Origin of the sequence: Loktanella sp. 3ANDIMAR09 (assembly GCF_001420005.1) — a bacterium.
Lineage (GTDB): Bacteria > Pseudomonadota > Alphaproteobacteria > Rhodobacterales > Rhodobacteraceae > Loktanella.
Genome location: NZ_LJAK01000006.1, coordinates 225,549 through 246,332, shown reverse-complemented (window position 1 = coordinate 246,332; position 20,784 = coordinate 225,549). Strand labels below are relative to the sequence as shown.

The following is a 20,784-nucleotide window of genomic DNA, read 5'->3' as shown; positions in this document are numbered from 1 at the left end:
GATTTCCTTTATTTGCCCCAGCGCAGCGCGATCACATCACGCTCGGCTGCCAGTTGCAGCAACCGGTCGCGGGTGCGTTGTGTCATGGGTTTCAGCGGATGGCGCACATGTTCGGACCCGATCACGCCGCCTTCCTTCATCACCACCTTGGCGGCCCGCAGGCCGCACTGGCGGTTTTCGTGGTTGATCAACGGCAACGCGTTGCGCCAGCCTGCCTGTGCCGCGTCGATGTTACCTGCAAGGTAGTCAACGACGATGGGCCGGATCAGTTCCGGTTGCAACGCCGAGGTCATGGTCCCGGTGCAGCCTGCATCCAGATCGGCCAGCAGTGTCGCGGCCTCTTCGCCATCGAACGGGCCTGCGATATGGTCGCCTGCGGCTTCGATCAGCAGTGCCAGCTTGTCCGCGGCAAAGGGGGATTCCATCTTGAAATAGCTGACGTTCTCGATCTCTTTAGCCATGCGGGCCAACAATGGGACGGAGAGTGTGACACCTGACAGCGGAGCGTCCTGCACCATGATCGGAATGTCGATGGCGTCCGAGACCGCTTCGAAATGTTCAAAGATGCCCGGTTCCGACGGGGCGAGGCCCACGCCATGATAGGGCGGCATCATCATCAGCATGGATGCGCCCATGTCCTGTGCCATCCGGCAACGGTCCACTGCGATCTGCGTGCTGAAGTGGCTGGTGGTCACGATGACGGGCACGCGGCCTGCGACGTGTTCCAGAGACAGCCGCGTCAACGTCGCGCGTTCAGCGTCCGACAGCACGAATTGTTCGGAATAATTGGCGAGGATGCAGATTGCGTCCACGCCTTGGTCGATCATGCAGTCCAGCACGCGGCGCATGCCGTCCTCGTCGACTGCGCCGTTGTCATGAAACGGTGTTGGCGCGACGGGCAGGATTCCGGTCAAAGGGGTTTTCATCGTCTCTCCTTGCAGCGCGATGGCGCTGGTCTGTCAGTCATGGAATGGTGCGACGGTTTCGCGGTGTCCCAGCGTGTAGGCGTCGGCCACCAGCGTCATGGGCCGCAGGTCCATGTCGATGCCGCCGCCTGCGATCAGTTGCGCCATCTGCGCATAGAGGCGGGGGTATTCGCCGCCCAGCGGTGCCGCCGTGCCAGAACGTTCGCCGTCGATCTTGAGGGTCGCGCCACCGTCGGTCAGCGTCAGTTTGCCCGCCTCGGTTTCGGCCTCGATCATCCAGATCTGGTCGCCCTCCTGTCGCCAGTCGAAGTCGGCCGTGACCACTGCGCCCTGCGGGTGATGAAAGGCGAGATCCACAGCAATCGGGGTCTGGCGGTTTTCGGGCACCTTCAGCGTGGCACCGGTCACGTGGATCGGATGCGGCAGGATGTCCGTCACGATGGACAAGGCATTGATGCCGGGATCAAAGACGCCCAGTCCGCCCGGTTCCCAGATCCAGTCCTGACCGGGATGCCAACGGCGCACGTCCTCTTTCCATGTCACATGCAACCGCGTCAGCCGCTTGTCCGCCAGCCAATCCTTGGCCGCTGCGACCATATCGGCCTGCCGCGAATGCCACGTCGCATACAGCGACAGTCCGTCTGCCTGCGCCTTGGCCGTCAGCGCGTGGCATTCGGCCAATGTCGCACCCGGCGGCTTTTCCAGCATCACGTGACGGCCCGCTGCCAGCGCCTGCATGGCGTAGGCAAATCGCGGGACAGGGGGCAGGCACAGCGACACCACGCGGATGTCGGGACGCGCGTCCAGCATGTCACCCAGATCGGTAAAGGCCTCGACCCCGTCCACGGACCCGTGCCGGCTGACGGTCGCGGCCAATTCCCAGTCGGGGCTGTTGTTGATCGCGGGGATATGCTGATCCACCGCGATCTTGCCGATGCCGACCAATGCAATTTTCATCAATGACTGTCCTTTCCGACCGGCGCGCCCCGGCATCCCTTGAGGAAATCCAGATCGGCACCGGTGTCGGCACCTTCGACGTGTGTCTGATGCAGCATCAGGTAGCCCGAGGTCGCGACCTCGTGGGCGGGGGTCCATGCGGCCAGCCGGTCGGCCAGTTCCGCGTCGGAGATGTCCAGATGCAGACGCCGGTTTTTCACGTCCAGTTCGATCATGTCACCGGACCGGACGACGGCCAGCGGGCCACCGGCTGCTGCCTCGGGCGAGGTGTGCAGGACCACGGTGCCATAGGCTGTGCCGGACATGCGGGCGTCCGAAATGCGGATCATGTCGGTGATGCCTTTTTTCAGCACCTTGGGCGGCAGGCCCATGTTTCCGACCTCTGCCATGCCGGGGTATCCCCGTGGTCCGCAGTTTTTCAGGACCATGATACAGGTTTCGTCAATATCCAGCGCGTCGTCGTTGATGCGCGCCTTGTAGTCGTCGATATCCTCGAACACGACGGCACGGCCCCTGTGCTGCATCAGCGCAGGCGTCGCGGCCGAGGGTTTCAGCACTGCACCGTTCGGGGCCAGATTGCCACGCACGACGACGATGCCCCCCGATTGGGTCAACGCCTTGTCTGCAGGCAGGATCACGTCCTCGTTGTGGTTCTGGACGTGTTTGACCTCGTCCCAGATCGGGCCGCCCGACACCGTCAGCGCATCCTTGTGCAGCAGGTCCGCATCGCCCAGCCGTTTCAGGACGACAGGCAGGCCGCCTGCGTAAAAGAATTCCTCCATCAGGTATTTGCCCGATGGCATCAGGTTCACGATGGTCGGCACGTCGCGCCCACAGCGGTCCCAGTCGTCCAGCGTGATATCGACACCGACACGTCCTGCCATGGCAAGCATGTGGATCACCGCGTTCGTGGACCCGCCAATCGCGGCATTGGTCCGGATCGCGTTTTCAAAGGCCTGTCTGGTCATCACGTCAGAGGGTTTCAGGTCGTCCTTGACCATCTGCACGATACGGCGGCCCGACATCTGCGCCATGACACGACGGCGGCTGTCGACGGCGGGGATCGCGGCATTGCCTGACAGGGACATGCCCAGCGCCTCGGCCATGCTGGCCATCGTGCTGGCGGTGCCCATGGTGTTGCAGGTGCCGGTGGACCGGGACATGGACGCCTCGGCCTCCAGGAAATCCTCCTGGCTCATCTCTCCGGCCTTTACGGCTTCGGAGAATTTCCACAGGTGCGTGCCGGACCCGACGCGTTCGCCCCGGAAATAGCCGTTCAGCATCGGACCACCGGTCACGACGATGGAGGGTAGGTCGCAAGATGCGGCGGCCATCATCAGCGACGGCGTGGTCTTGTCGCAGCCGACCAGCAGCACGCAGCCGTCCATCGGCTGGCCGCGGATCGCCTCTTCGGTGGCCATGGCAGCGAGGTTGCGGAACATCATCGCGGTGGGACGGAACGTGTTTTCGGAAGCCGAAAACACCGGCACCTCGACCGGAAAGCCACCGGCCTCGAGGATGCCTGTCTTTACCTTTTCGGCCAGCTCGCGCAGGTGCCCGTTGCAGGGGGTGAAATCCGACCAGGTGTTCAGGATGCCGATGATGGGACGTCCGTCGAACATGTCGTGCGGATAGCCTTGGTTTTTCATCCAGCCACGATGGTAGATCACGTCGCGGCTGGATCCCGAATACCAGTCCTGAGACCGCAGGCGGCGTGGCCATGCGGCGGGTTCAAAGGTCATGCGATCAGCCCTTTTGCTTGTTGTAGACGTCAAAGATCACGGCAGCGAGAAGCACGAGGCCCTTGATCATTTGCTGATAGTCGATGCCGATCCCCATGATCGACATGCCGTTGTTCAACACACCCATCAAAAAGGCACCGACGACGGCCCCGACGATTTTGCCGACCCCGCCGGACATGGATGCCCCGCCGATGAACACGGCCGCGATCACGTCCAGTTCCAGTGCGAAACCGGCCTTGGGTGTGGCGGTGTTCAGACGTGCGGCAAAGACCAGACCGGCGATGGCCGCAAGGATGCCCATGTTGACAAAGGCGAGGAAGGTCAGACGTTCGGTTTTGATGCCCGACAGTTTCGCGGCCTTTTCATTGCCACCCAGCGCATAGATGCGGCGGCCCAGCACGGTGCGTTCCGTCAAAAAGGCGTAGATGAATGTTAGCACCCCCATCGTGATCAGCACGTTGGGCAGGCCGCGAAAGGTCGACAGTTTGTACAGGATGAACACCAGCGTCAGCGAAATGATCGCGATGCGTGCGACGAAAAATGCGCGCGGTTCGTCCTCGATTCCGTAGGATTTGTTGGTCGCGCGCTGTTTCATGCCGGACCAGACGACCCAGGCGGCAGCGATCACCCCCGTGCACAGGGCCAGGACGTTGACGTTGCGCACGTCCAGCAGTCCGGCCAACGCCTCTCCGCCGGGCAGCACATCGGGGACAAAACCGGTGGCGATGACCTGAAATTCACGCGGAAACGGGCCGACGGACTGACCTTCGAGAAGCCACAGCGACAGGCCACGAAACACCAGCATCCCCGCCAGCGTCACGATAAAGGACGGGATTTTCCAATAGGCGATCCAGTACCCCTGGGCACCGCCGATGATGGCACCAACGATGATGCAGGTGATCATCGTGACCCCGATGGAGACATCCATGTTCACGATCATCACGGCGGCCAACGCACCGACAAACCCCATGACCGATCCAACGGACAGGTCGATGTGACCCGCCACGATGACGATCAGCATCCCCAGCGCCATGATGACGATATAGCTGTTCTGCAACAGCAGGTTGGTCACGTTGATCGGACGCAGCAGCGTGCCGCCCGTCACGATCTGAAAGAACGCCATGATGGCGATCAGGGCGAACAGCAGGCCGTATTCCCGCAGGTTTGCGGCCAGATAGGCCCCGACGCCGCCACGACCCTGCGGTTTTTCCAGTTTTTCTTCGGCGATGGTCATGCCTGTGGCCTCTCCCTAGTGATTGACGATGAGCGACATGATCCGCTCTTGGCTGGCCTCTGCCGCCGGCATTTCACCGACAAAGGCCCCTTCGTTCATGACGTAAATCCTGTCGCACATGCCCAGCAGTTCCGGCATCTCGGACGAGATCATGACCACGCCCTTGCCGGCAGCGGCCAGATCGTTGATCAGACCGTAGATTTCGTATTTCGCGCCAACGTCGATGCCGCGTGTGGGTTCATCCAGGATCAGCACCTCTGGCGCGGTGAACAGCCATTTGGACAGGACGACCTTTTGCTGGTTGCCCCCCGACAGGTTGCCGACCTTCTGGAACACGCCGGGCGTGCGGATCGCCAGGTCGTCGCGATATTTTTCGGCAACTTCGGTTTCACGATGCTTGTTCAACACGACGCCGTTGGACACCTGCCGCAGGTTCGCGAGGGTGATGTTGCGCTGGATCGTGTCGTCCAGGATCAAACCAAGGCTCTTGCGGTCCTCGGTCACATAGGCAAGGCCATTGGCGATGGCGCGGCTGACCGTCGAGACATCGACAGGCTGGCCGCGCATTTCCACCTGGCCACTGATGCCCTGACCCCATGATTTGCCGAAAATGGACATGGCCAGTTCGGTCCGGCCCGCACCCATCAGGCCGGCTATGCCGACCACCTCGCCTGCGCGCACGTCGAAATCCACATCGTGGATCACCTTGCGATTGGCATGTTCGGGATGATGGACGGACCAGTTCGATACCTTCATGATCCGGTCGCCAATTTTCGGCGTACGGGCGGGATAGCGGTTTTCCATCGACCGCCCGACCATGTCGCGCACGATCCGGTCCTCGGTGATGCCGTCGCCCTTGGTGTCAAAGCTGGACACCGACTGGCCGTCGCGGATGACAGTCACGGTATCCGCGATCTTGCGAATTTCGTTCAGCTTGTGGCTGATGATGATCTGGGTCATGCCCTGCGACTTGAGCTCCAGCATCAGGTCCAGCAGGGTCTGGCTGTCGCTTTCCGACAGGGCGGCGGTGGGTTCGTCCAGGATCAGCAGGCGCACATCCTTGGCCAATGCCTTGGCGATTTCGACCAGTTGCTGTTTGCCGACACCCAGTTTGTCGACCAGCGTGCTGGGCGCATCGCTCAGCCCGACCTTGCGCAGCAGGGCTTCTGTCCGCTGGTTTGTGCCGTGCCAGTCGATCACGCCGCGGTTGGCGTTTTCGTTGCCCAAAAACAGGTTCTCGGCGATCGACAGCAGCGGGATCAGCGCAAGTTCCTGGTGAATGATGATGATTCCGCGCTTTTCGCTGTCCGAGATGTCGCGAAAGGTCGCAAGCGCGCCGTCGTAGTGGATTTCGCCGTCATAAGTGCCCGCAGGATAGACGCCGGACAGCACCTTCATCAGCGTTGATTTGCCAGCGCCGTTTTCGCCGCAAATGGCGTGAATTTCGCCGCGCTTCACCTTGAGCGATACCTCGTCCAGCGCCTTGACGCCCGGAAAGGTTTTGGTGATCGAACGCATTTCCAGCAGAGTGTCCTGCACGGCAACATCCTGTCAGTTGAATGATTGGGCGGCGCTGCCGCCGTGGTGTGGCGGGCCGGTGTCCGTCATCCGGACCGGCCCGCCTGTGTGGCTGGCGTCAGCTGACGCCGCGGCCGTGGCTTACTGGATCTGGTCCATGGTGTAGTAGCCGGAGTCGATCACACGCTCTTCCCAGTTGTCGGCAGTCACCTTCAGCGGTTCCAGCAGGTAGGATGGCACGACCTTGACGCCGTTGTCATAGGTTTCGGTGTCATTGATTTCCGGCTCGCCGCCTTCCAGCACGGCCTCGACCATGCCCACGGTGACACGGGCCAGTTCGCGGGTGTCCTTGAAGATCGTCGAATATTGCTCGCCTGCAATGATCGACTTGACCGAAGGAACTTCTGCGTCCTGACCGGTGACGATCGGCATGGGCGTGTCGCCGGACCCGTAGCCCACGCCCTTGAGCGACGACAGGATGCCGATGGACAGGCCGTCATAGGGCGACAGAACGCCGTGGACCTGTGCGTCGGTGTAATGCGCGGACAGCAGGTTATCCATGCGGGCCTGTGCAACAGCACCGTCCCAGCGCAGGGTGCCGACAGTGTCCATGCCCATCTGGCCGGATACGATCGTGACGCGGCCATCGTCGATCAGCGGTTGCAGGACCGACATCGCGCCATCGTAGAAGAAATAGGCGTTGTTGTCGTCGGGCGAGCCGCCGAACAATTCCACGTTCCATGTTTCCGCGTCGGCGAAACGCTCTTCCAGGCCCGCGACCAGTGTTTCGGCCTGCTGCACGCCGACCTGAAAGTTGTCAAAGGTCGCGTAGTAGCTGACATGCTCGCTGTCGCGGATCAGGCGGTCGTATGCGATGACCTCGATCCCGGCAAAGCTGGCGTTTTCCAGCGCGTTCGACAGGGTCGTGCCGTCGATCGCCGCGATGACCAGAACGTCGACGCCATTGGTGATCATGTTTTCGATCTGCGCCAGCTGGTTGGGGATATCATCCTCGGCATATTGCAGGATGGTGTCGTAGCCGGCTTCCTCGAATTGCTGGACCATGGATTCGCCATCAGAAATCCAGCGTGCGGATGATTTGGTCGGCATGGCGATACCGACAAGGCCTTCGGCGAATGCGCCGGTGGCGAGGGTCGTGACGAGTGCAGTGCTGACAAGTATGGACTTAAGGGTCATGATTTTCTCCTCCCGAGGTCTGCGCGTCCTCCGCTGCAGCCTTCCTCGTGTTGCCTAGCTGATCCCGTCATACCAATCTAATGCAAATTATATGGACCGGCATATCTAAAATGGTATGCTTTGGCATGTCATTTCCCTTTGCAAACCGCTTGAAACCCGCCCACCTGCGCCTCCTGCGCGCAATAGGAGAAAGCGGAAAACTGCAATTGGCGGCCGATTCCGTGGCCATGTCGCAACCTGCCGCGTCCCGGCTGCTGGCCGAAATCGAAACCGAGATCGGCGGCGCATTGTTCGACCGCCTGCCGCGTGGCATGGCAGCGACCGAACTGGGTGAGGCGTTCCTGCGTCATGCCCGCGTCATCCTGTCAGAGGTCGATGCCCTGTCGGACAACATCGCAAGGTTGCAGAACGGTCAGGCCGGGACAGTGCGGGTCGGGTCGGTCACCGGGCCTGCCGTCAGCGCGTTGGTGCCGGCACTCCTTGCGGTCCGCGATACGGCACCCGACATGCAGCCCACGATCGAGGTCGCCCCCTCGGTCGATCTGTTGAAGGGGCTCGAAGAGGGGCATTTTGATTTCGTCCTTGCGCGGGTCGGGGTCAAAAGCGACGTTGCAACCCTGCGCGCGCACCCCGGGCGCAGTGAGCGGGTCAGGCTGCTGGTGGGTGCCGATCACCCGCTTGCCGGGCGGCGGCAGGTCGGGCTTGCGGATACGCTGGATTATGCATTCGTCATCCAAGAGGCCGGTTCCCCGATCAGGACGGCGGTCGAACGGCAATTCCTGCAAAGCGGTCTGGCCACGCCCAAGCATGTGATCAACAGCTCGTCCCTGCTGATTGCCCTCAGCCTCATCACCAGTTCGGACGCGATTTCCCCGCAAACCCAAGAAGTCGCAGAGGTCCTGTCCCGCGGCAATTCGGAACTGAGCGTCATCGACATCGCAGAAGACATTGCCGTGTCGCCGTTCTTGGTTCTCTACCGCGCGGATCGCCATTTGTCCCCCATCGCGCAGCGCCTCTTGGACGAGGTGTTGTCGCGGCTTTAGCGGCTTGCGGATGGGGCTGCGGCAACGGGGTCGGGGTGTTTCATCCCTGGGTTTCGCGGTGTGATCCGGTTGCAGATGTCAACGGACGCGTGACGGGACAAATGCGTCAGGTCAGGTCCACCAGGGCACCGCGCGATTGGATGACCCGTGCGGCGACCTGTGCGCCGTTTTGCACGGCTTCGGACAATGGGGCACCGCGCATGATGGACGCCAGAAAGCCTGCGTTGAAACTGTCACCTGCGGCTGTCGTGTCGATCACCTGTTGCACCGTGACGGGGGCGTGCGATGTCATGACCCCGTCCGCGCAGGTCAACATCGGCCCAGAGCCATTCTTGACGACAATTGTTTGCGCGCCGCAAGCGGCATAGCGCGACGCGGTCGCTGCGGGATCTCGATCGTTGAACCATGTCGCTTCGTCCTCGTGTGATGGCAGAATGATCGTGCTGATCGCCGCGCCTGCCATGATCTCGTCCCGCATCTGTTGTGGATCAGACCACAAGGCAGGGCGCAAATTGGGATCGAACACGACTTGGCCCCCGTTTGCACGAAACACCGCGAGGGCATCGCGCAGCCGCGCCCGGTCTGATGGGGGCAGGATCGCAAGCGTAATGCCCGAGAAATAGGCATAATCCGCGCCATGCAGCGCGGCGGTCAGCGCTGCCTTGTTCTGCGCCAGCGTCCGCGCCGCGCTTTGCCCGCGCCAATAGCTGAAACTGCGTTCACCGTTGTCCAGCCGGATCACATAGAGGCCGACCGTCCGGTCACTGCGGCGGATGATGCTGTCCACGCCAAGTCCGGCCTGTTGCAGGAAGGCAGACATCTGCTGCGAGGCGGAATCAGTCCCGATGGCTGTAAAGTAATCGACCTGATGACCAGTCCCGAGCAATCTGCGCAGATACCAGGCGGTGTTCATGGTGTCGCCGGCAAAGCCCATCCGGAACGCGCCTTCGGTGTCGGTCGGTGCCATTTCGATCATGCACTCACCGATGCAGACAGTCCGTGTCAAGAGTCCGTTTCCTGAAAGAAACTGCGCTGCTCTTTCTTGAGCTCTTCGATCACAACGACAATGCGCGACAGATGTCCGGTCATTGCGGCCTCGGCCGTATCAGCGTCCCGCGCCGAAATGGCGTCCAGGATTGCGACATGTTCCTGCAGCGCCAGTTTCTGTGACGTCGTATTCAGTGACAGCATGCGGATGCGGTCCATATGCGCCTTGCTGTCCTGAATGATGTCCCAGACAAAAGGGACGTCGGCCAAGCCGCAGATTGCGATATGAAACTCTTCGTCCAGTGCATGAAACAGGTCCCTGTCCTGTGCGGCGATTGCCTCTTTCTGACGCGCGATCAATGCATGCAGGGGAGCCAGCTTCTGGGGGGTGGATGTTTCGCAGGCCGTCCGGCAGGTTTTGACCTCGAGTGCGGTTCGGATGAACCGGGCACGCAACACCGCTTCTTCTGAAATCAGGCTGACGGTCGTGCTGCTTTGTGGGCGGATGTGCAGAAATCCCAGCTTGGCCAGCCGCTTGAACGCCTCTCGGACGGGTTGCCGGGAAACGCCCATCAGCTTTGACACTTCGGCTTCGGAAATTTTGGTGTTCGGCGGAAGCTCCAGCGTGAGAATGCGCTGCCGAAGGGCGTCAAACACCTGATCGGCGACCGTTGGCTGGGGAATCTGTCGCAGCAGCGGCAGACTGATGTCTGATGCCCCCGACGACATTGTGCCGTTCATTTTCATGGCCGTTTCCCCAGTTATCGCACGTTCGATGGATTATCCCGCAGAACGTGCCGCCTTGCAACTAGGATATTAGTTGACATGATATTCTGGATTACTAGGATATCAGTTGGGAGAGTCGGACAGGGTGCCGACAATAATGGGGGCCGCATGTCGTTACTTGATAGAGATCGTCTGTTCGCGACCGATCCGGCCGTTCGGACATTGGCGCGTGATCTTTATGATGGTGTCAGGGACCTGCCGATCATCAGCCCCCATGGTCATACCGACCCGCGCTGGTTTGCCGAAAATGCGGCTTTTGCGGACCCTGCGACGCTTTTCGTGACGCCGGATCACTACGTGTTCCGGATGCTGCACAGTCAGGGGATCGCGCTCGAGGATCTGGGCGTGCCGCGCGTCGATGGGGGCCCAACGGAAACCGACAGCCGGACAATCTGGAACCTGTTTGCGTCCAACTACCATCTGTTTCGCGGCACGCCGTCGCGCATCTGGGTGGATCATGCCCTGCAAGAGGTGTTCGGCGTGGAGGAGCGTCTGTCCGCGGCCTCGGCGGATGCGATTTACGATCATATCGACGCCTGCCTGAAAACCGACGCGTTTCGTCCCCGCGCCCTGTTCAAGCGTTTCAACATTGAGGCGATTTCCACGACGGAAAGCGCGATTGATGACCTCAGGTGGCACAAGATGATCCGCGACAGCGGATGGGATGGCCGCGTCATCACGGCCTATCGTCCTGATACGGTCATTGATCCGGAATGCGACGGGTTTGCGGACAACGTGGCAAGGATGGGCGAAATGGCCGGCGAGGATGCCACCACATGGGGTGGGTATCTGGCCGCCCACCGCAACCGCCGTGCGTTTTTCAAATCTTTCGGTGCCACATCCACGGACCACGGCCACCTGACCGCCCGGACCGAGGACCTGCCCCAGGGCGAGGCTGCGGCGCTGTTTGACCGCGCACTTCAGGGCAAGTGCAGTGGCGAGGAGGCGGACCGTTTTCGTGGGCACATGCTGACCGAAATGGCGCGGATGTCACGCGACGACGGGTTGGTGATGCAGATTCATCCGGGCGCTGCGCGCAATCATTCGGCGGACATCATGGCCCGTTTTGGTCGTGACAAAGGATACGATATCCCGATGCGCACCGACTATGTGACCGCATTGCGCCCCTTGCTGAACGCGGTCGGCGGTGATGCCGGACTGACGATCATCCTGTTCACGCTGGACGAGTCGTCCTACGCGCGCGAACTTGCCCCCCTGGCGGGTGTCTATCCTGCGCTGCGTCTTGGCCCGCCGTGGTGGTTCCATGACAGCTACGAAGGCATGATGCGTTTCCGCGAAATGGCGACGGAAACCGCCGGTTTCTACAACACGGTCGGTTTCAACGACGACACCCGCGCATTCTGTTCCATTCCCGCCCGCCACGACGTGGCGCGCCGGGTCGATTGCACGTTTCTTGCCATGCTGGTCGCGACTGGCCGGCTGGACAGGGACGAGGCACCCGAGGTCGCGCATGACCTCAGCTACCGGCTTGCAAAACAGGCCTACAAGCTCTGACGAGCATTTTCTGGGAGGGAAAGATGAACTACACGAAAACACTAGGTGCGGCCCTGTTGGCCAGCGTCGCAACCGTCACTGCCGCATCCGCCTGCGAAACGACGTTCCGGTCGTCCGACACGCATCCCGACGGGTATCCGACGGTTGCAGCGGTCGAGGAAATGGGCCGCCTGCTTGAGGAACGCACGGACGGTCGTTTGTGCGTCGAGGTCTTTCATTCCGCGCAATTGGGCGAGGAAAAGGACACGATCGAACAAACGCAGTTCGGCGTGATCGACATGAACCGTGTCTCGCTCGGGCCGTTCAACAACATCATCGAGGAAACGCAGGTTCCGTCGCTGCCCTATATCTTCCGCTCGACCGACCACATGCACAAAGTCATGGACGGTCCCGTCGGGCAACAGATCCTGGATGCGTTCAGCGACCACGATCTGGTGGGCCTTGCGTTCTATGACGGCGGATCGCGCAGTTTCTACAATTCCCAAAAGCCGATTACATCAATCGACGATCTGGCCGGCATGAAGTTCCGCGTCATGCAGTCGGACATGTTCGTCGACATGGTTGATGCGCTGGGCGCGAACGCAACCCCGATGCCCTATGGCGAGGTCTATTCCTCGATCCAGACCGGCGTCATCGACGGGGCAGAAAACAACTGGCCGTCCTACGACAGTTCGGGCCATTTCGAGGTGGCGCAATACTACACCCTCGATCAGCATCTGATCGTGCCCGAGGTACTGGTGATGGCGAAATCGACCTTTGATGGCCTCAGCGCCGAGGATCAGGAGATCGTGCGTCAGGCTGCCAGAGATTCGGTGCCTGTCATGCGTGAACTTTGGGCCGCCCGCGAAGCCGAATCCGAGGCACGCGTGCGTGAGGCTGGCGTCGAGGTCATCAGCGACATCGACAAGACCCCGTTTATCGAGGCGATGGGGCCCGTCTACGACAAATACGTCACCTCTGCGGTGTTGCAGCAGATGGTCGCGGACATTCAGGCCACTGAATAAACACGCCTTCGGCCCGCCGCCCTTATGCGGCGGGCCGATTTTTGCGGGGGGAAATATGCGGCAGACGATGGAAAAAGCGGCGATCTGGACGGGGCATCTGTCCCGGCTGGCTCTGTGGGCGGCCGGAGCAGGGTTGGTCCTGATGACCGCGCTGATCGCGGCTCAGGTAGTCTGGCGCTACATCCTCAATGACAGCATCATCTGGACCGAACCCGCGTCGGTCATGATCATGGGCTGGTTCATTTTTCTGGGGGCCGCCGTGGGTATCCGCGAAGGCTACCACCTGTCCTTTGACGTGCTGCTCTACGTGCTGCCGTTGCGGGCGAAACTGGTGCTTTATTCAATTTCAGACATCGCCGTGACGGCCTTTGGGATCGGCATGATCTGGTTCGGCTGGCAGCTGGCTGCGCGCACTGCGGGCAATGTCCTGCCTAGCCTCGGTATCTCTGGCGCGTTCGATTTCGCGCCGCTTGTCGCGGGCGGCATCCTGATCGTCCTGTTTTCCATCGAACGCGTGTTGCGCCGTGCTGCGGGCCTGCCCACGGCGCGGTTCGGCGAAGACCCGGAGGCCGCGTAGCATGGAGCTCTACGTTCTGTTCGGGACATTCGTTTTTTTGCTGCTGATCGGGACGCCGGTGGCGTTCTGCCTGGGTCTGTCCAGTTTTGCGACCATCGCCTATCTGGGCCTGCCCCCGGTCGTGGTGTTCCAACGCCTGAATTCCGGCGTGTCCGTCTTTGCGCTGATGGCGATCCCCTTCTTTATCTATGCGGGCGATCTGATGGTGCGCGGCGATATCGCGCGGCGTCTGGTGGCGCTTGCCAGCGGCTTTGTCGGGCATTTTCGCGGGGGACTGGGACAGGTCAACGTGCTGTCATCGGTCATGTTCGGCGGTGTCTCCGGCTCTGCCGCAGCGGACGCCAGCGCCGTGGGCGGCCTGATGGTCCCCCAGATGAAGGAACGCGGTTATGATGTCGATTACGCGGTGAACATCACGGTGGTCAGTTCGATCATCGCCCTGATGCTGCCCCCGTCGCACAACATGATCATCTATTCCATCGCGGCGGGCGGGCGCATTTCCATCGCCGATCTGTTCACCGCAGGGATCATCCCCGGTTTCACGCTGGCGCTGCTGCTGATGCTGGCCGCCTGGTGGGTCGCCAAGCGCAAGGGCTACCCTGTCCAGCCATTCCAGGGATTTCGCATGATCGGGACGCTCTTTGCCTCTGCAGCGCCGGGCCTGATCCTTGTGGCGATCATTTTCGGTGGCGTGCGATCCGGCATCTTTACCGCCTCGGAATCGTCGAACATTGCCGTGGTCTATGCGCTGGTCGTGACGTTGTTCGTTTATCGCAGCCTCAGCTGGCACGATTTCAAGGAAGCGACATTCGCCGCCGTGCGCACAACGGCCATGGTGCTGCTGGTGATCGGATGCGCCGCGTCCTTTGGCTGGCTGCTGGCCTATACCAAGGTGCCCGCGTCCATGGTCGCCCTGTTGCAGAACGTGTCGGACAACCCGATCGTCATTCTGCTGCTGCTCAATGTGATCCTGCTGATCCTGGGCACGTTCATGGACATGTCGCCGCTGATCGTCATCACGACACCGATCTTTCTGCCGGTGGCCGTGGCCTTTGGGGTCGATCCTGTCCACTTTGGCGTGATCCTGATCCTGAACCTTGGCATCGGGCTGTGTACCCCGCCGGTAGGGGCCGTTTTGTTCGTGGGCTGCGCTGTTGGCCGGATTCCCGTCTGGGATGCGGTGCGCACGATCTGGCCATTCTACGGGGCCGCGTTCCTGACCCTGATGCTTGTCACCTATATTCCCGCGCTGTCGCTGTGGCTGCCGGCGCTGTTCAGATGAGGTCCGCCATGTCCCATCCCATCGTTCCGACAGACCCCGGCGTGACCCGTCAGGTTCTGGCCGAAAACCCCAATCTGATGGTTGTCGCCTTCAGGTTCGACACGGACGCCCGGGGCGCGTTGCACGATCATCCGCACGTGCAGGCCACCTATGTCGAAAGCGGGCGATTTACCTTTACCGTCGATGGCACAACCCATGATCTGGGGCCGGGCGACAGCCTGCTGATCCCCTCTGGTGCCCGGCACGGCTGCACCTGCCACGCGGCGGGGACGCTGATCGATACCTTTACACCCCGTCGCGACGATTTTCTTTGAACCAGAAAGACCATGACCATGCTGAAAACCCAAACACGCCACGCGATCGATCCCGCCACGTCCCGGACGCTGGACACAGATCAGTTGCGCGACCATTTTCACGTCGGTGGGTTGTTCGCGGACGGCGAGATCAATCTGGTTTACAGCCACTATGACCGCCTGATCCTCGGCTCTGCCGTGCCCGCGGGCGGCACCTTGACGCTGGACAAGGTCGAAGCCACCGGCACCGCCACGATCCTGGAACGCCGCGAGATGGGCGTGCTCAACATTGGTGAGACCGGCACGGTCAGTGTCGGCGGCGAAAGCCATGAGCTGGAGACAGGCGAGGTTCTGTATATCGGCTTGGGGGCAGGGCCGGTCGCATTTTCCGGCGCTGGGCGGTTCTATGTGCTGTCGGCACCGGCGCACCAGACCTACCCCACGACCCTGATCAAGCTGCAAGATGCCCGCCGCGTCGAAATGGGCGCGCGTGAAACCGCGAACGAGCGCGTGATCATCCAGTTCCTGCACCCAGAGGTCTGCAAATCCTGCCAGCTCTTGATGGGATACACACAGTTTGCCGAAGGATCGGTCTGGAACACGATGCCCGCGCATCTGCACGACCGCCGGATGGAGGCCTATCTGTATTTTCAGCTATCCGCCGACCAGCGTGTGTTTCACCTGATGGGCGAGCCGGACCAGACCCGCCACATCGTCATGGCCAACGAAGAGGCCGTGATCTCTCCGCCCTGGTCGATCCACGCGGGCGCGGGCACGTCGTCCTATACGTTCTGCTGGGCGATGGCGGGCGACAACGTCGACTTTACCGATATGGACATGGTCGCCATGGGGGATTTGCGGTGAGCACGCCGTTCGATCTGACAGGCCGCCGTGCGCTGGTCACCGGGGCCAACACCGGCATCGGACAAGCCATCGCGGTCGGTCTGGCGCAGGCCGGCGCAGAGGTGATCTGCGCGGGCCGTCGTGACTGCGACGAGACAGTCGCGATGATTACGGATGCGGGCGGTGCCGCAACGTCCGTGCTGGTGGATTTCGCGGGTCCGATGGCGGGGCAGGGGCTGTTCGACGACCAGCCCATCGACATTCTGATCAACAACGCCGGTATCATCCGGCGCAACGACGCGGTCGATTTCACCGAAGCGGACTGGGACGCGGTGATGGATGTGAACCTCAAGGCGCTGTTCTTTACGACACAGGCCTTTGCGCGGGCGATCCTCGCGCGGGGGGGCACGGGCCGCGTGGTCAACATCGCGTCGTTGTTGTCGTTTCAAGGTGGCATCCGCGTGCCAAGCTATACCGCGTCCAAACACGGTGTCGCCGGCCTGACCAAGCTTTTGGCCAACGAATGGGCGGCCAAGGGCATCAATGTGAATGCCGTGGCCCCCGGCTATATCGAAACCAACAACACCGAGGCGCTGCGCGCCGATCCTGACCGCAACAGGGCGATCCTTGAACGGATACCGGCGGGCCGCTGGGGCGCGGCATCGGACATCGCCGGGGCTGCGGTTTATCTGTGCTCGCCTGCGGCTGGATATGTGCATGGCGCGATCCTCAACGTGGATGGAGGCTGGCTTGCCCGCTGACGGTCAAATGAATGACGCGGTGGCGCGTCCGGCAACCGGCATCGTCCATCTGGGACTTGGCGCTTTCTTTCGCGCATTCGGATGCGTGTATGTGGCCGACGCGATGGCGGCATCGGGTGGGGACTGGGGCATCGTGGGCGTGTCCCTGCGCAGCCCCGACACCCGCGACGCGCTGCGCCTGCGTGACTGGCACTACACCTCGGTCACACTGGCCCCCGAAGGCGAGCAGACGCGCGATATCACGCTGCTCAACGACGTGCTTGTCGCGCCGGAAGATCCCGAAGCGGTGCTGGCTGTGATGACCGATCCCGGCGTCCGGATCGTCACGCTGACGGTCACGGAAAAGGGCTATTGCCACAATCCCGCGACCGGTGCGTTGAACCTTGATCATCCCGATATCCGGCACGATCTGTCGCAGGACCTGCCCGTGTCTGCACCGGGGTTTCTGGTGCGGGCGCTGGCGCGGCGCAGGGCTGCGGGCACGCCTCCCTTTACGGTGCTGACCTGTGACAACCTGCCAAACAACGGCAGGCTTGTGCGCGAAATGGTGTTGCAACTCGCCCGGCAGATTGATCCGCCGCTTGCGGACTGGATTGCAGCCGAGGGCAGGTTTCCGTCAACGATGGTGGACCGGATCACCCCCGCAACCACTCAGGCCGACATCGCGCGTGTGACTGCCCTGACCGGCATCCCCGACGCAGCACCAGTGCTGCACGAGCCGTTTTCGCAATGGGCCGTCGAGGATGATTTCGTCGGTGGCGCCCGCCCCGACCTGAAGGCGGCGGGTGTCGAACTTGTGGCGGACGTCACCGCGCACGAGGACATGAAGCTGCGGATGCTGAACGGCACCCATTCCGCGCTGGCCTATACCGGCTATCTGGCAGGGCACGAGACCATCGCGGACACCGTCGCGGACCCGGATTTCGCCGCCTATGTGCGGACCCTGTGGTCCGAAATTTCGCCCGCCGTGACTGCGCCGCAGGGGGTCAGCCTGACCGAATATGCCGATGCCCTGATGGACCGCTATGCCAACCCCGCGATCCGTCACCGGACCTGGCAGATCGCGATGGACGGCAGCCAGAAACTGCCACAACGCATCCTGGGCACGGTGCGCGACAACCTGGATGCGGGCCGACCCGTCGAGGGACTTTGCACGGCCATCGCCGCCTGGATGCGCTATGTAAGCGGCACGGACGAGGCAGGACAGCCCATCGACCTGCGCGATCCCATGGCCGACCGTCTGCATGCCCTGGTACAGTCCCAGGCGGACCCTGCCGGTATCGTCGCGGCCTTGTTGTCGGTCCAGGACATCTTTCCCCGCGATCTGGTTGATCGTTTGCAGGGGCCTGTGACGCAGGCCGCAACGGTCATCTGGCAGGACGGTGTCCGTGCGGGAATCAAGAGGGTCGTCCGATGATCGAAAGTTGGCGCTGGTACGGAGAATTCGACAGCATTTCGCTGGGTGAAGTGGCACAGACCGGCGCGCGGGGCATCGTCACCGCGCTGCACGGCATCCCCTACGGCGAGGTCTGGCCGCAAGACGCGATTGCCGCGCGCAAGCGTCAGATCGTGGACGCGGGGTTCGATTGGGTCGTGGTCGAGAGCCTGCCGGTCCACGAGCGGATCAAGACGGGCGAGGGCGATCTGACCAACCTCTTTGCCAACTACCGTCAGTCCATGGCCAATCTCGCGGCCGAAGGCGTGACCACGATCTGTTACAACTTCATGCCGTTGCTGGATTGGACGCGTACCGATCTGGCGGCCCCTGTCCCCGGCGGTGCCACCTGCCTGCGGTTCGACGCCGTGCGCATGGCCGCGTTTGAAATTCACATGCTGGGACGCCGCGCGGCAGAAGATGACTACAGCCCCGAAGTGCTGGCCAAGGCTGCGGCCTGGTTTCAGGCAGCGACAGAGGACGACCGCGCTGGTTTGCTGTCTGCGATCATGGCGGGATTGCCGGGGGCGTTCGACCGTTACGATACAGCGGGTCTGAAAACGGCCCTCGCGGGATACGATGGCATCGACCGCGACGCCTTACGCGGTCACTACAAGCGGTTCCTGGACGAGGTGGTGCCGACCGCCGAAGATCTGGGAGTGCGGCTGTGCGTGCATCCCGATGACCCGCCCCGTGACATTCTGGGTCTGCCGCGCATCGTGTCTGACGGTGCGGATCTTGATTGGGTGCTGAAGGCGCACGACAGCCCTGCGAACGGGATCACGCTGTGTTCCGGCTCTCTCGGGGCAAATCCCGCAAATGACGTGCCCGCGATTGCGGCCCGAGTGGCGGACCGCATTCATTTCGCGCACCTGCGCAACGTCCGAAAGGACCCGGATGGATCGTTCGCGGAATCGGATCATCTGGAGGGCGACACGGATATGGTTGCGCTGATCCGCGTGCTCTTGGCCGAACAGGCGCGCCGCCGCGATGCAGGCCGCGCCGACCATGCGATCCCGTTCCGACCCGATCATGGCCACCACATGCTGTCGGACCTGACCCGCGACCTGATCCCCGGCTATCCGCTGATCGGTCGACTGCGCGGGCTGGCAGAGCTGCGCGGCGTGATCAAGGCGTTGACCCATGATTGATCCGCTGGTCCTGCACCCCGGTGATACGGTCGCCGTCCTGACGGAACGTGCTGGTGCAGGCACGGATCCACTGGGCCTTGGTGCGCCGCTTGTGGCACCGGTCCCGTCGGGGCACAAGGTTGCGCGTGTCGCGATGCCTGTGGGCGCGCCGGTCGTCAAGTTCGGACACTTCATCGGTCGGGCCACCGCGGCGATTGCGGCGGGTGCGCATGTCCATACCCACAATTGCGCCTTTGCCAATCCCGAACAGGATTACGCCATCGGGGCCGATCTGGCGTCAGCACAAGCGGCGATCCCGCAGATCGAGGCGCTGACCTTTGACGGATATGCCCGCGCCGATGGTCGGGTCGGCACGCGCAATTACGTGGCCCTTGTGGCGACGGTGAACTGCTCGGCCACGGTGATCCGGCGGGCCGCCGCCGAGATCGAGGCCAGTGGCCTTCTTGATGACTACTGCAATGTCGATGGTATCGTGGCACTGGCCCATGGCACCGGTTGCGGCATGGCGGGCAGCGGGCGCGGCTATGACATTCTGGACAGGGTTCTGTGGGGCCATGCCACCCACCCGAACGTGGGTGCCACGGTCTTTGTCGGTCTTGGATGCGAGGTCATGCAGATCGCGCGGATGCAATCGCATTTCGGTGATGCGGGCACCGACCGGTTCCACGCGCTGACCATTCAGGACACTGGCGGCACCCGCGCCACGGTGGACGCGATCAAGGCGCATGTGGCGCAGATCCTGCCTGCGGTAAATGACATCACCCGCACCCCCCAACCCATGAGCGCGCTGCGTGTCGCATTGCAGTGCGGCGGGTCCGACGGGTTTTCCAGCATCACCGCGAACCCGGCGCTTGGTATCGCCAGCGATCTGATCGTGGCCCAAGGCGGCACCGCGATCCTGTCAGAGACGCCGGAAATCTACGGGGCCGAACAATTGCTGTTGCGCCGTGCGATCAGCCAGGCCGTGGCCGACAAACTGATCGCACAGATCAAGTGGTGGGAAGGTTACGCCGCCCTGAACGGCGGTTCGATGGACAACAACCCAAGTCCCGGCAACAAGCAGGGCGGCATCACCACGATCCTTGAAAAGTCACTGGGTGCCGCGGCCAAGGCCGGGGCGACCCCGCTGATGGCGGTCTATGATTATGCCGAACAGGTGGTGCAGCCCGGTTTCGTGTTCATGGATACACCAGGCTACGACCCGGTGTCGGCCACGGGGCAGATCGCGGGTGGTGCGCAGATCGTGGTGTTCACGACGGGTCGCGGATCGGCCTTTGGATCGAAACCGGCCCCCACGATCAAGCTGGCCACGTCGGACCGTCTGTTTGCCCAGATGCCTGACGACATGGACCTGAACACCGGCGACATCCTGTCCGGCGGCACCACGCTTGCCCGCAAGGGGCGCGAAATCTTTGACCTGATCCGCGCCACCGCATCGGGGCAAACGACCAGGTCAGAGGCGCTGGGCCTTGGTGACAACGAATTCGTGCCCTGGCAAATCGGAGCAGTGATGTGACCCGGAGAGCTGTTTCA

19 protein-coding genes are annotated in these 20,784 nt (G+C 62.2%); 11 read left to right on the top strand and 8 right to left on the bottom strand.

Translation table 11 applies throughout. From position 1 onward, the window contains the following. Window positions 1–8 precede the first annotated feature (8 nt). The 6 genes from AN189_RS11385 to chvE all read right to left on the bottom strand — a co-directional run bounded on the left by AN189_RS11385 (window position 9) and on the right by chvE (window position 7,574). On the bottom strand, window positions 9–926 hold the full coding sequence (locus tag AN189_RS11385) for a dihydrodipicolinate synthase family protein (RefSeq protein WP_056035672.1): 918 nt from the start codon (window positions 924–926) through the stop codon (window positions 9–11). 33 nt (window positions 927–959) lie between these two features. After that, window positions 960–1,883, bottom strand: a complete 924-nt coding sequence (locus AN189_RS11380) for a Gfo/Idh/MocA family protein (protein ID WP_056035668.1) — start codon at window positions 1,881–1,883, stop codon at window positions 960–962. Continuing rightward, window positions 1,883–3,625: an L-arabinonate dehydratase gene (gene araD / locus AN189_RS11375; protein ID WP_056035665.1), complete on the bottom strand. Its 1,743-nt coding sequence runs from the start codon at window positions 3,623–3,625 to the stop codon at window positions 1,883–1,885. Before araD ends, AN189_RS11380 begins: the two co-directional genes overlap by 1 nt. 4 nt (window positions 3,626–3,629) lie before the next feature. Continuing rightward, complete coding sequence (mmsB, locus tag AN189_RS11370; RefSeq protein ID WP_056035663.1) at window positions 3,630–4,859, bottom strand: multiple monosaccharide ABC transporter permease; 1,230 nt, start codon at window positions 4,857–4,859, stop codon at window positions 3,630–3,632. 15 nt (window positions 4,860–4,874) lie between these two features. Continuing rightward, window positions 4,875–6,377 (bottom strand): multiple monosaccharide ABC transporter ATP-binding protein, encoded by a 1,503-nt coding sequence (gene mmsA, locus AN189_RS11365; RefSeq protein ID WP_056035815.1) that lies wholly within the window; start codon window positions 6,375–6,377, stop codon window positions 4,875–4,877. A gap of 141 nt (window positions 6,378–6,518) precedes the next feature. Then, a complete protein-coding gene (gene chvE / locus AN189_RS11360) occupies window positions 6,519–7,574 on the bottom strand; it encodes a multiple monosaccharide ABC transporter substrate-binding protein (protein WP_056035661.1) in 1,056 nt (351 codons plus the stop codon). An 80-nt stretch (window positions 7,575–7,654) separates the two neighbouring features. Here chvE and AN189_RS11355 point away from each other — a divergent pair, with 80 nt between their 5' ends. Further along, complete coding sequence (locus AN189_RS11355) at window positions 7,655–8,617, top strand: LysR family transcriptional regulator (RefSeq protein ID WP_367379435.1); 963 nt, start codon at window positions 7,655–7,657, stop codon at window positions 8,615–8,617. A gap of 106 nt (window positions 8,618–8,723) precedes the next feature. Here the strand turns inward: AN189_RS11355 and AN189_RS11350 are convergent, their stop codons facing one another. Together AN189_RS11350 and AN189_RS11345 are read right to left on the bottom strand one after the other, a co-directional pair. Next, window positions 8,724–9,623, bottom strand: a complete 900-nt coding sequence (locus tag AN189_RS11350) for a sugar kinase (RefSeq protein WP_083484367.1) — start codon at window positions 9,621–9,623, stop codon at window positions 8,724–8,726. Then, on the bottom strand, window positions 9,620–10,351 hold the full coding sequence (locus AN189_RS11345; RefSeq protein WP_253279605.1) for a GntR family transcriptional regulator: 732 nt from the start codon (window positions 10,349–10,351) through the stop codon (window positions 9,620–9,622). The genes AN189_RS11350 and AN189_RS11345 overlap by 4 nt, the downstream gene beginning before the upstream one ends. A 147-nt stretch (window positions 10,352–10,498) precedes the next feature. Here AN189_RS11345 and uxaC point away from each other — a divergent pair, with 147 nt between their 5' ends. Genes uxaC through AN189_RS11295 form a run of 10 tightly spaced genes read left to right on the top strand, consistent with a single transcriptional unit; the run spans window position 10,499 to window position 20,767 of the window. Further along, complete coding sequence (gene uxaC / locus AN189_RS11340; protein WP_056035652.1) at window positions 10,499–11,905, top strand: glucuronate isomerase; 1,407 nt, start codon at window positions 10,499–10,501, stop codon at window positions 11,903–11,905. A 23-nt stretch (window positions 11,906–11,928) separates the two neighbouring features. Continuing rightward, window positions 11,929–12,909, top strand: coding sequence for a TRAP transporter substrate-binding protein (locus AN189_RS11335; protein ID WP_056035651.1), 981 nt, complete (start codon window positions 11,929–11,931; stop codon window positions 12,907–12,909). Window positions 12,910–12,964: 55 nt separating this feature from the next. Then, window positions 12,965–13,486 carry a TRAP transporter small permease gene (locus tag AN189_RS11330; protein WP_056035648.1) on the top strand — a complete coding sequence of 174 codons (522 nt, stop codon included), beginning with the start codon at window positions 12,965–12,967 and terminating at the stop codon, window positions 13,484–13,486. 1 nt (window position 13,487) lies between these two features. Next, window positions 13,488–14,768 (top strand): TRAP transporter large permease, encoded by a 1,281-nt coding sequence (locus tag AN189_RS11325; protein ID WP_056035645.1) that lies wholly within the window; start codon window positions 13,488–13,490, stop codon window positions 14,766–14,768. Window positions 14,769–14,776: 8 nt separating this feature from the next. After that, the gene (locus tag AN189_RS11320) at window positions 14,777–15,082 is read left to right on the top strand and encodes a cupin domain-containing protein (protein ID WP_056035810.1); all 306 of its coding nucleotides are present in this window, start codon (window positions 14,777–14,779) and stop codon (window positions 15,080–15,082) included. Between the two features lie 18 nt (window positions 15,083–15,100). Beyond that, on the top strand, window positions 15,101–15,925 hold the full coding sequence (gene kduI / locus AN189_RS11315; RefSeq protein WP_056035807.1) for a 5-dehydro-4-deoxy-D-glucuronate isomerase: 825 nt from the start codon (window positions 15,101–15,103) through the stop codon (window positions 15,923–15,925). After that, the gene (kduD, locus tag AN189_RS11310) at window positions 15,922–16,665 is read left to right on the top strand and encodes a 2-dehydro-3-deoxy-D-gluconate 5-dehydrogenase KduD (RefSeq protein WP_056035642.1); all 744 of its coding nucleotides are present in this window, start codon (window positions 15,922–15,924) and stop codon (window positions 16,663–16,665) included. The genes kduI and kduD overlap by 4 nt, the downstream gene beginning before the upstream one ends. Continuing rightward, window positions 16,643–18,082 carry a mannitol dehydrogenase family protein gene (locus AN189_RS11305; RefSeq protein ID WP_056035639.1) on the top strand — a complete coding sequence of 480 codons (1,440 nt, stop codon included), beginning with the start codon at window positions 16,643–16,645 and terminating at the stop codon, window positions 18,080–18,082. Before kduD ends, AN189_RS11305 begins: the two co-directional genes overlap by 23 nt. After that, window positions 18,079–19,251 carry a mannonate dehydratase gene (uxuA, locus tag AN189_RS11300; protein WP_056035636.1) on the top strand — a complete coding sequence of 391 codons (1,173 nt, stop codon included), beginning with the start codon at window positions 18,079–18,081 and terminating at the stop codon, window positions 19,249–19,251. Before AN189_RS11305 ends, uxuA begins: the two co-directional genes overlap by 4 nt. Further along, the gene (locus AN189_RS11295) at window positions 19,244–20,767 is read left to right on the top strand and encodes a UxaA family hydrolase (RefSeq protein ID WP_056035633.1); all 1,524 of its coding nucleotides are present in this window, start codon (window positions 19,244–19,246) and stop codon (window positions 20,765–20,767) included. The genes uxuA and AN189_RS11295 overlap by 8 nt, the downstream gene beginning before the upstream one ends. Window positions 20,768–20,784: the final 17 nt, after the last annotated feature.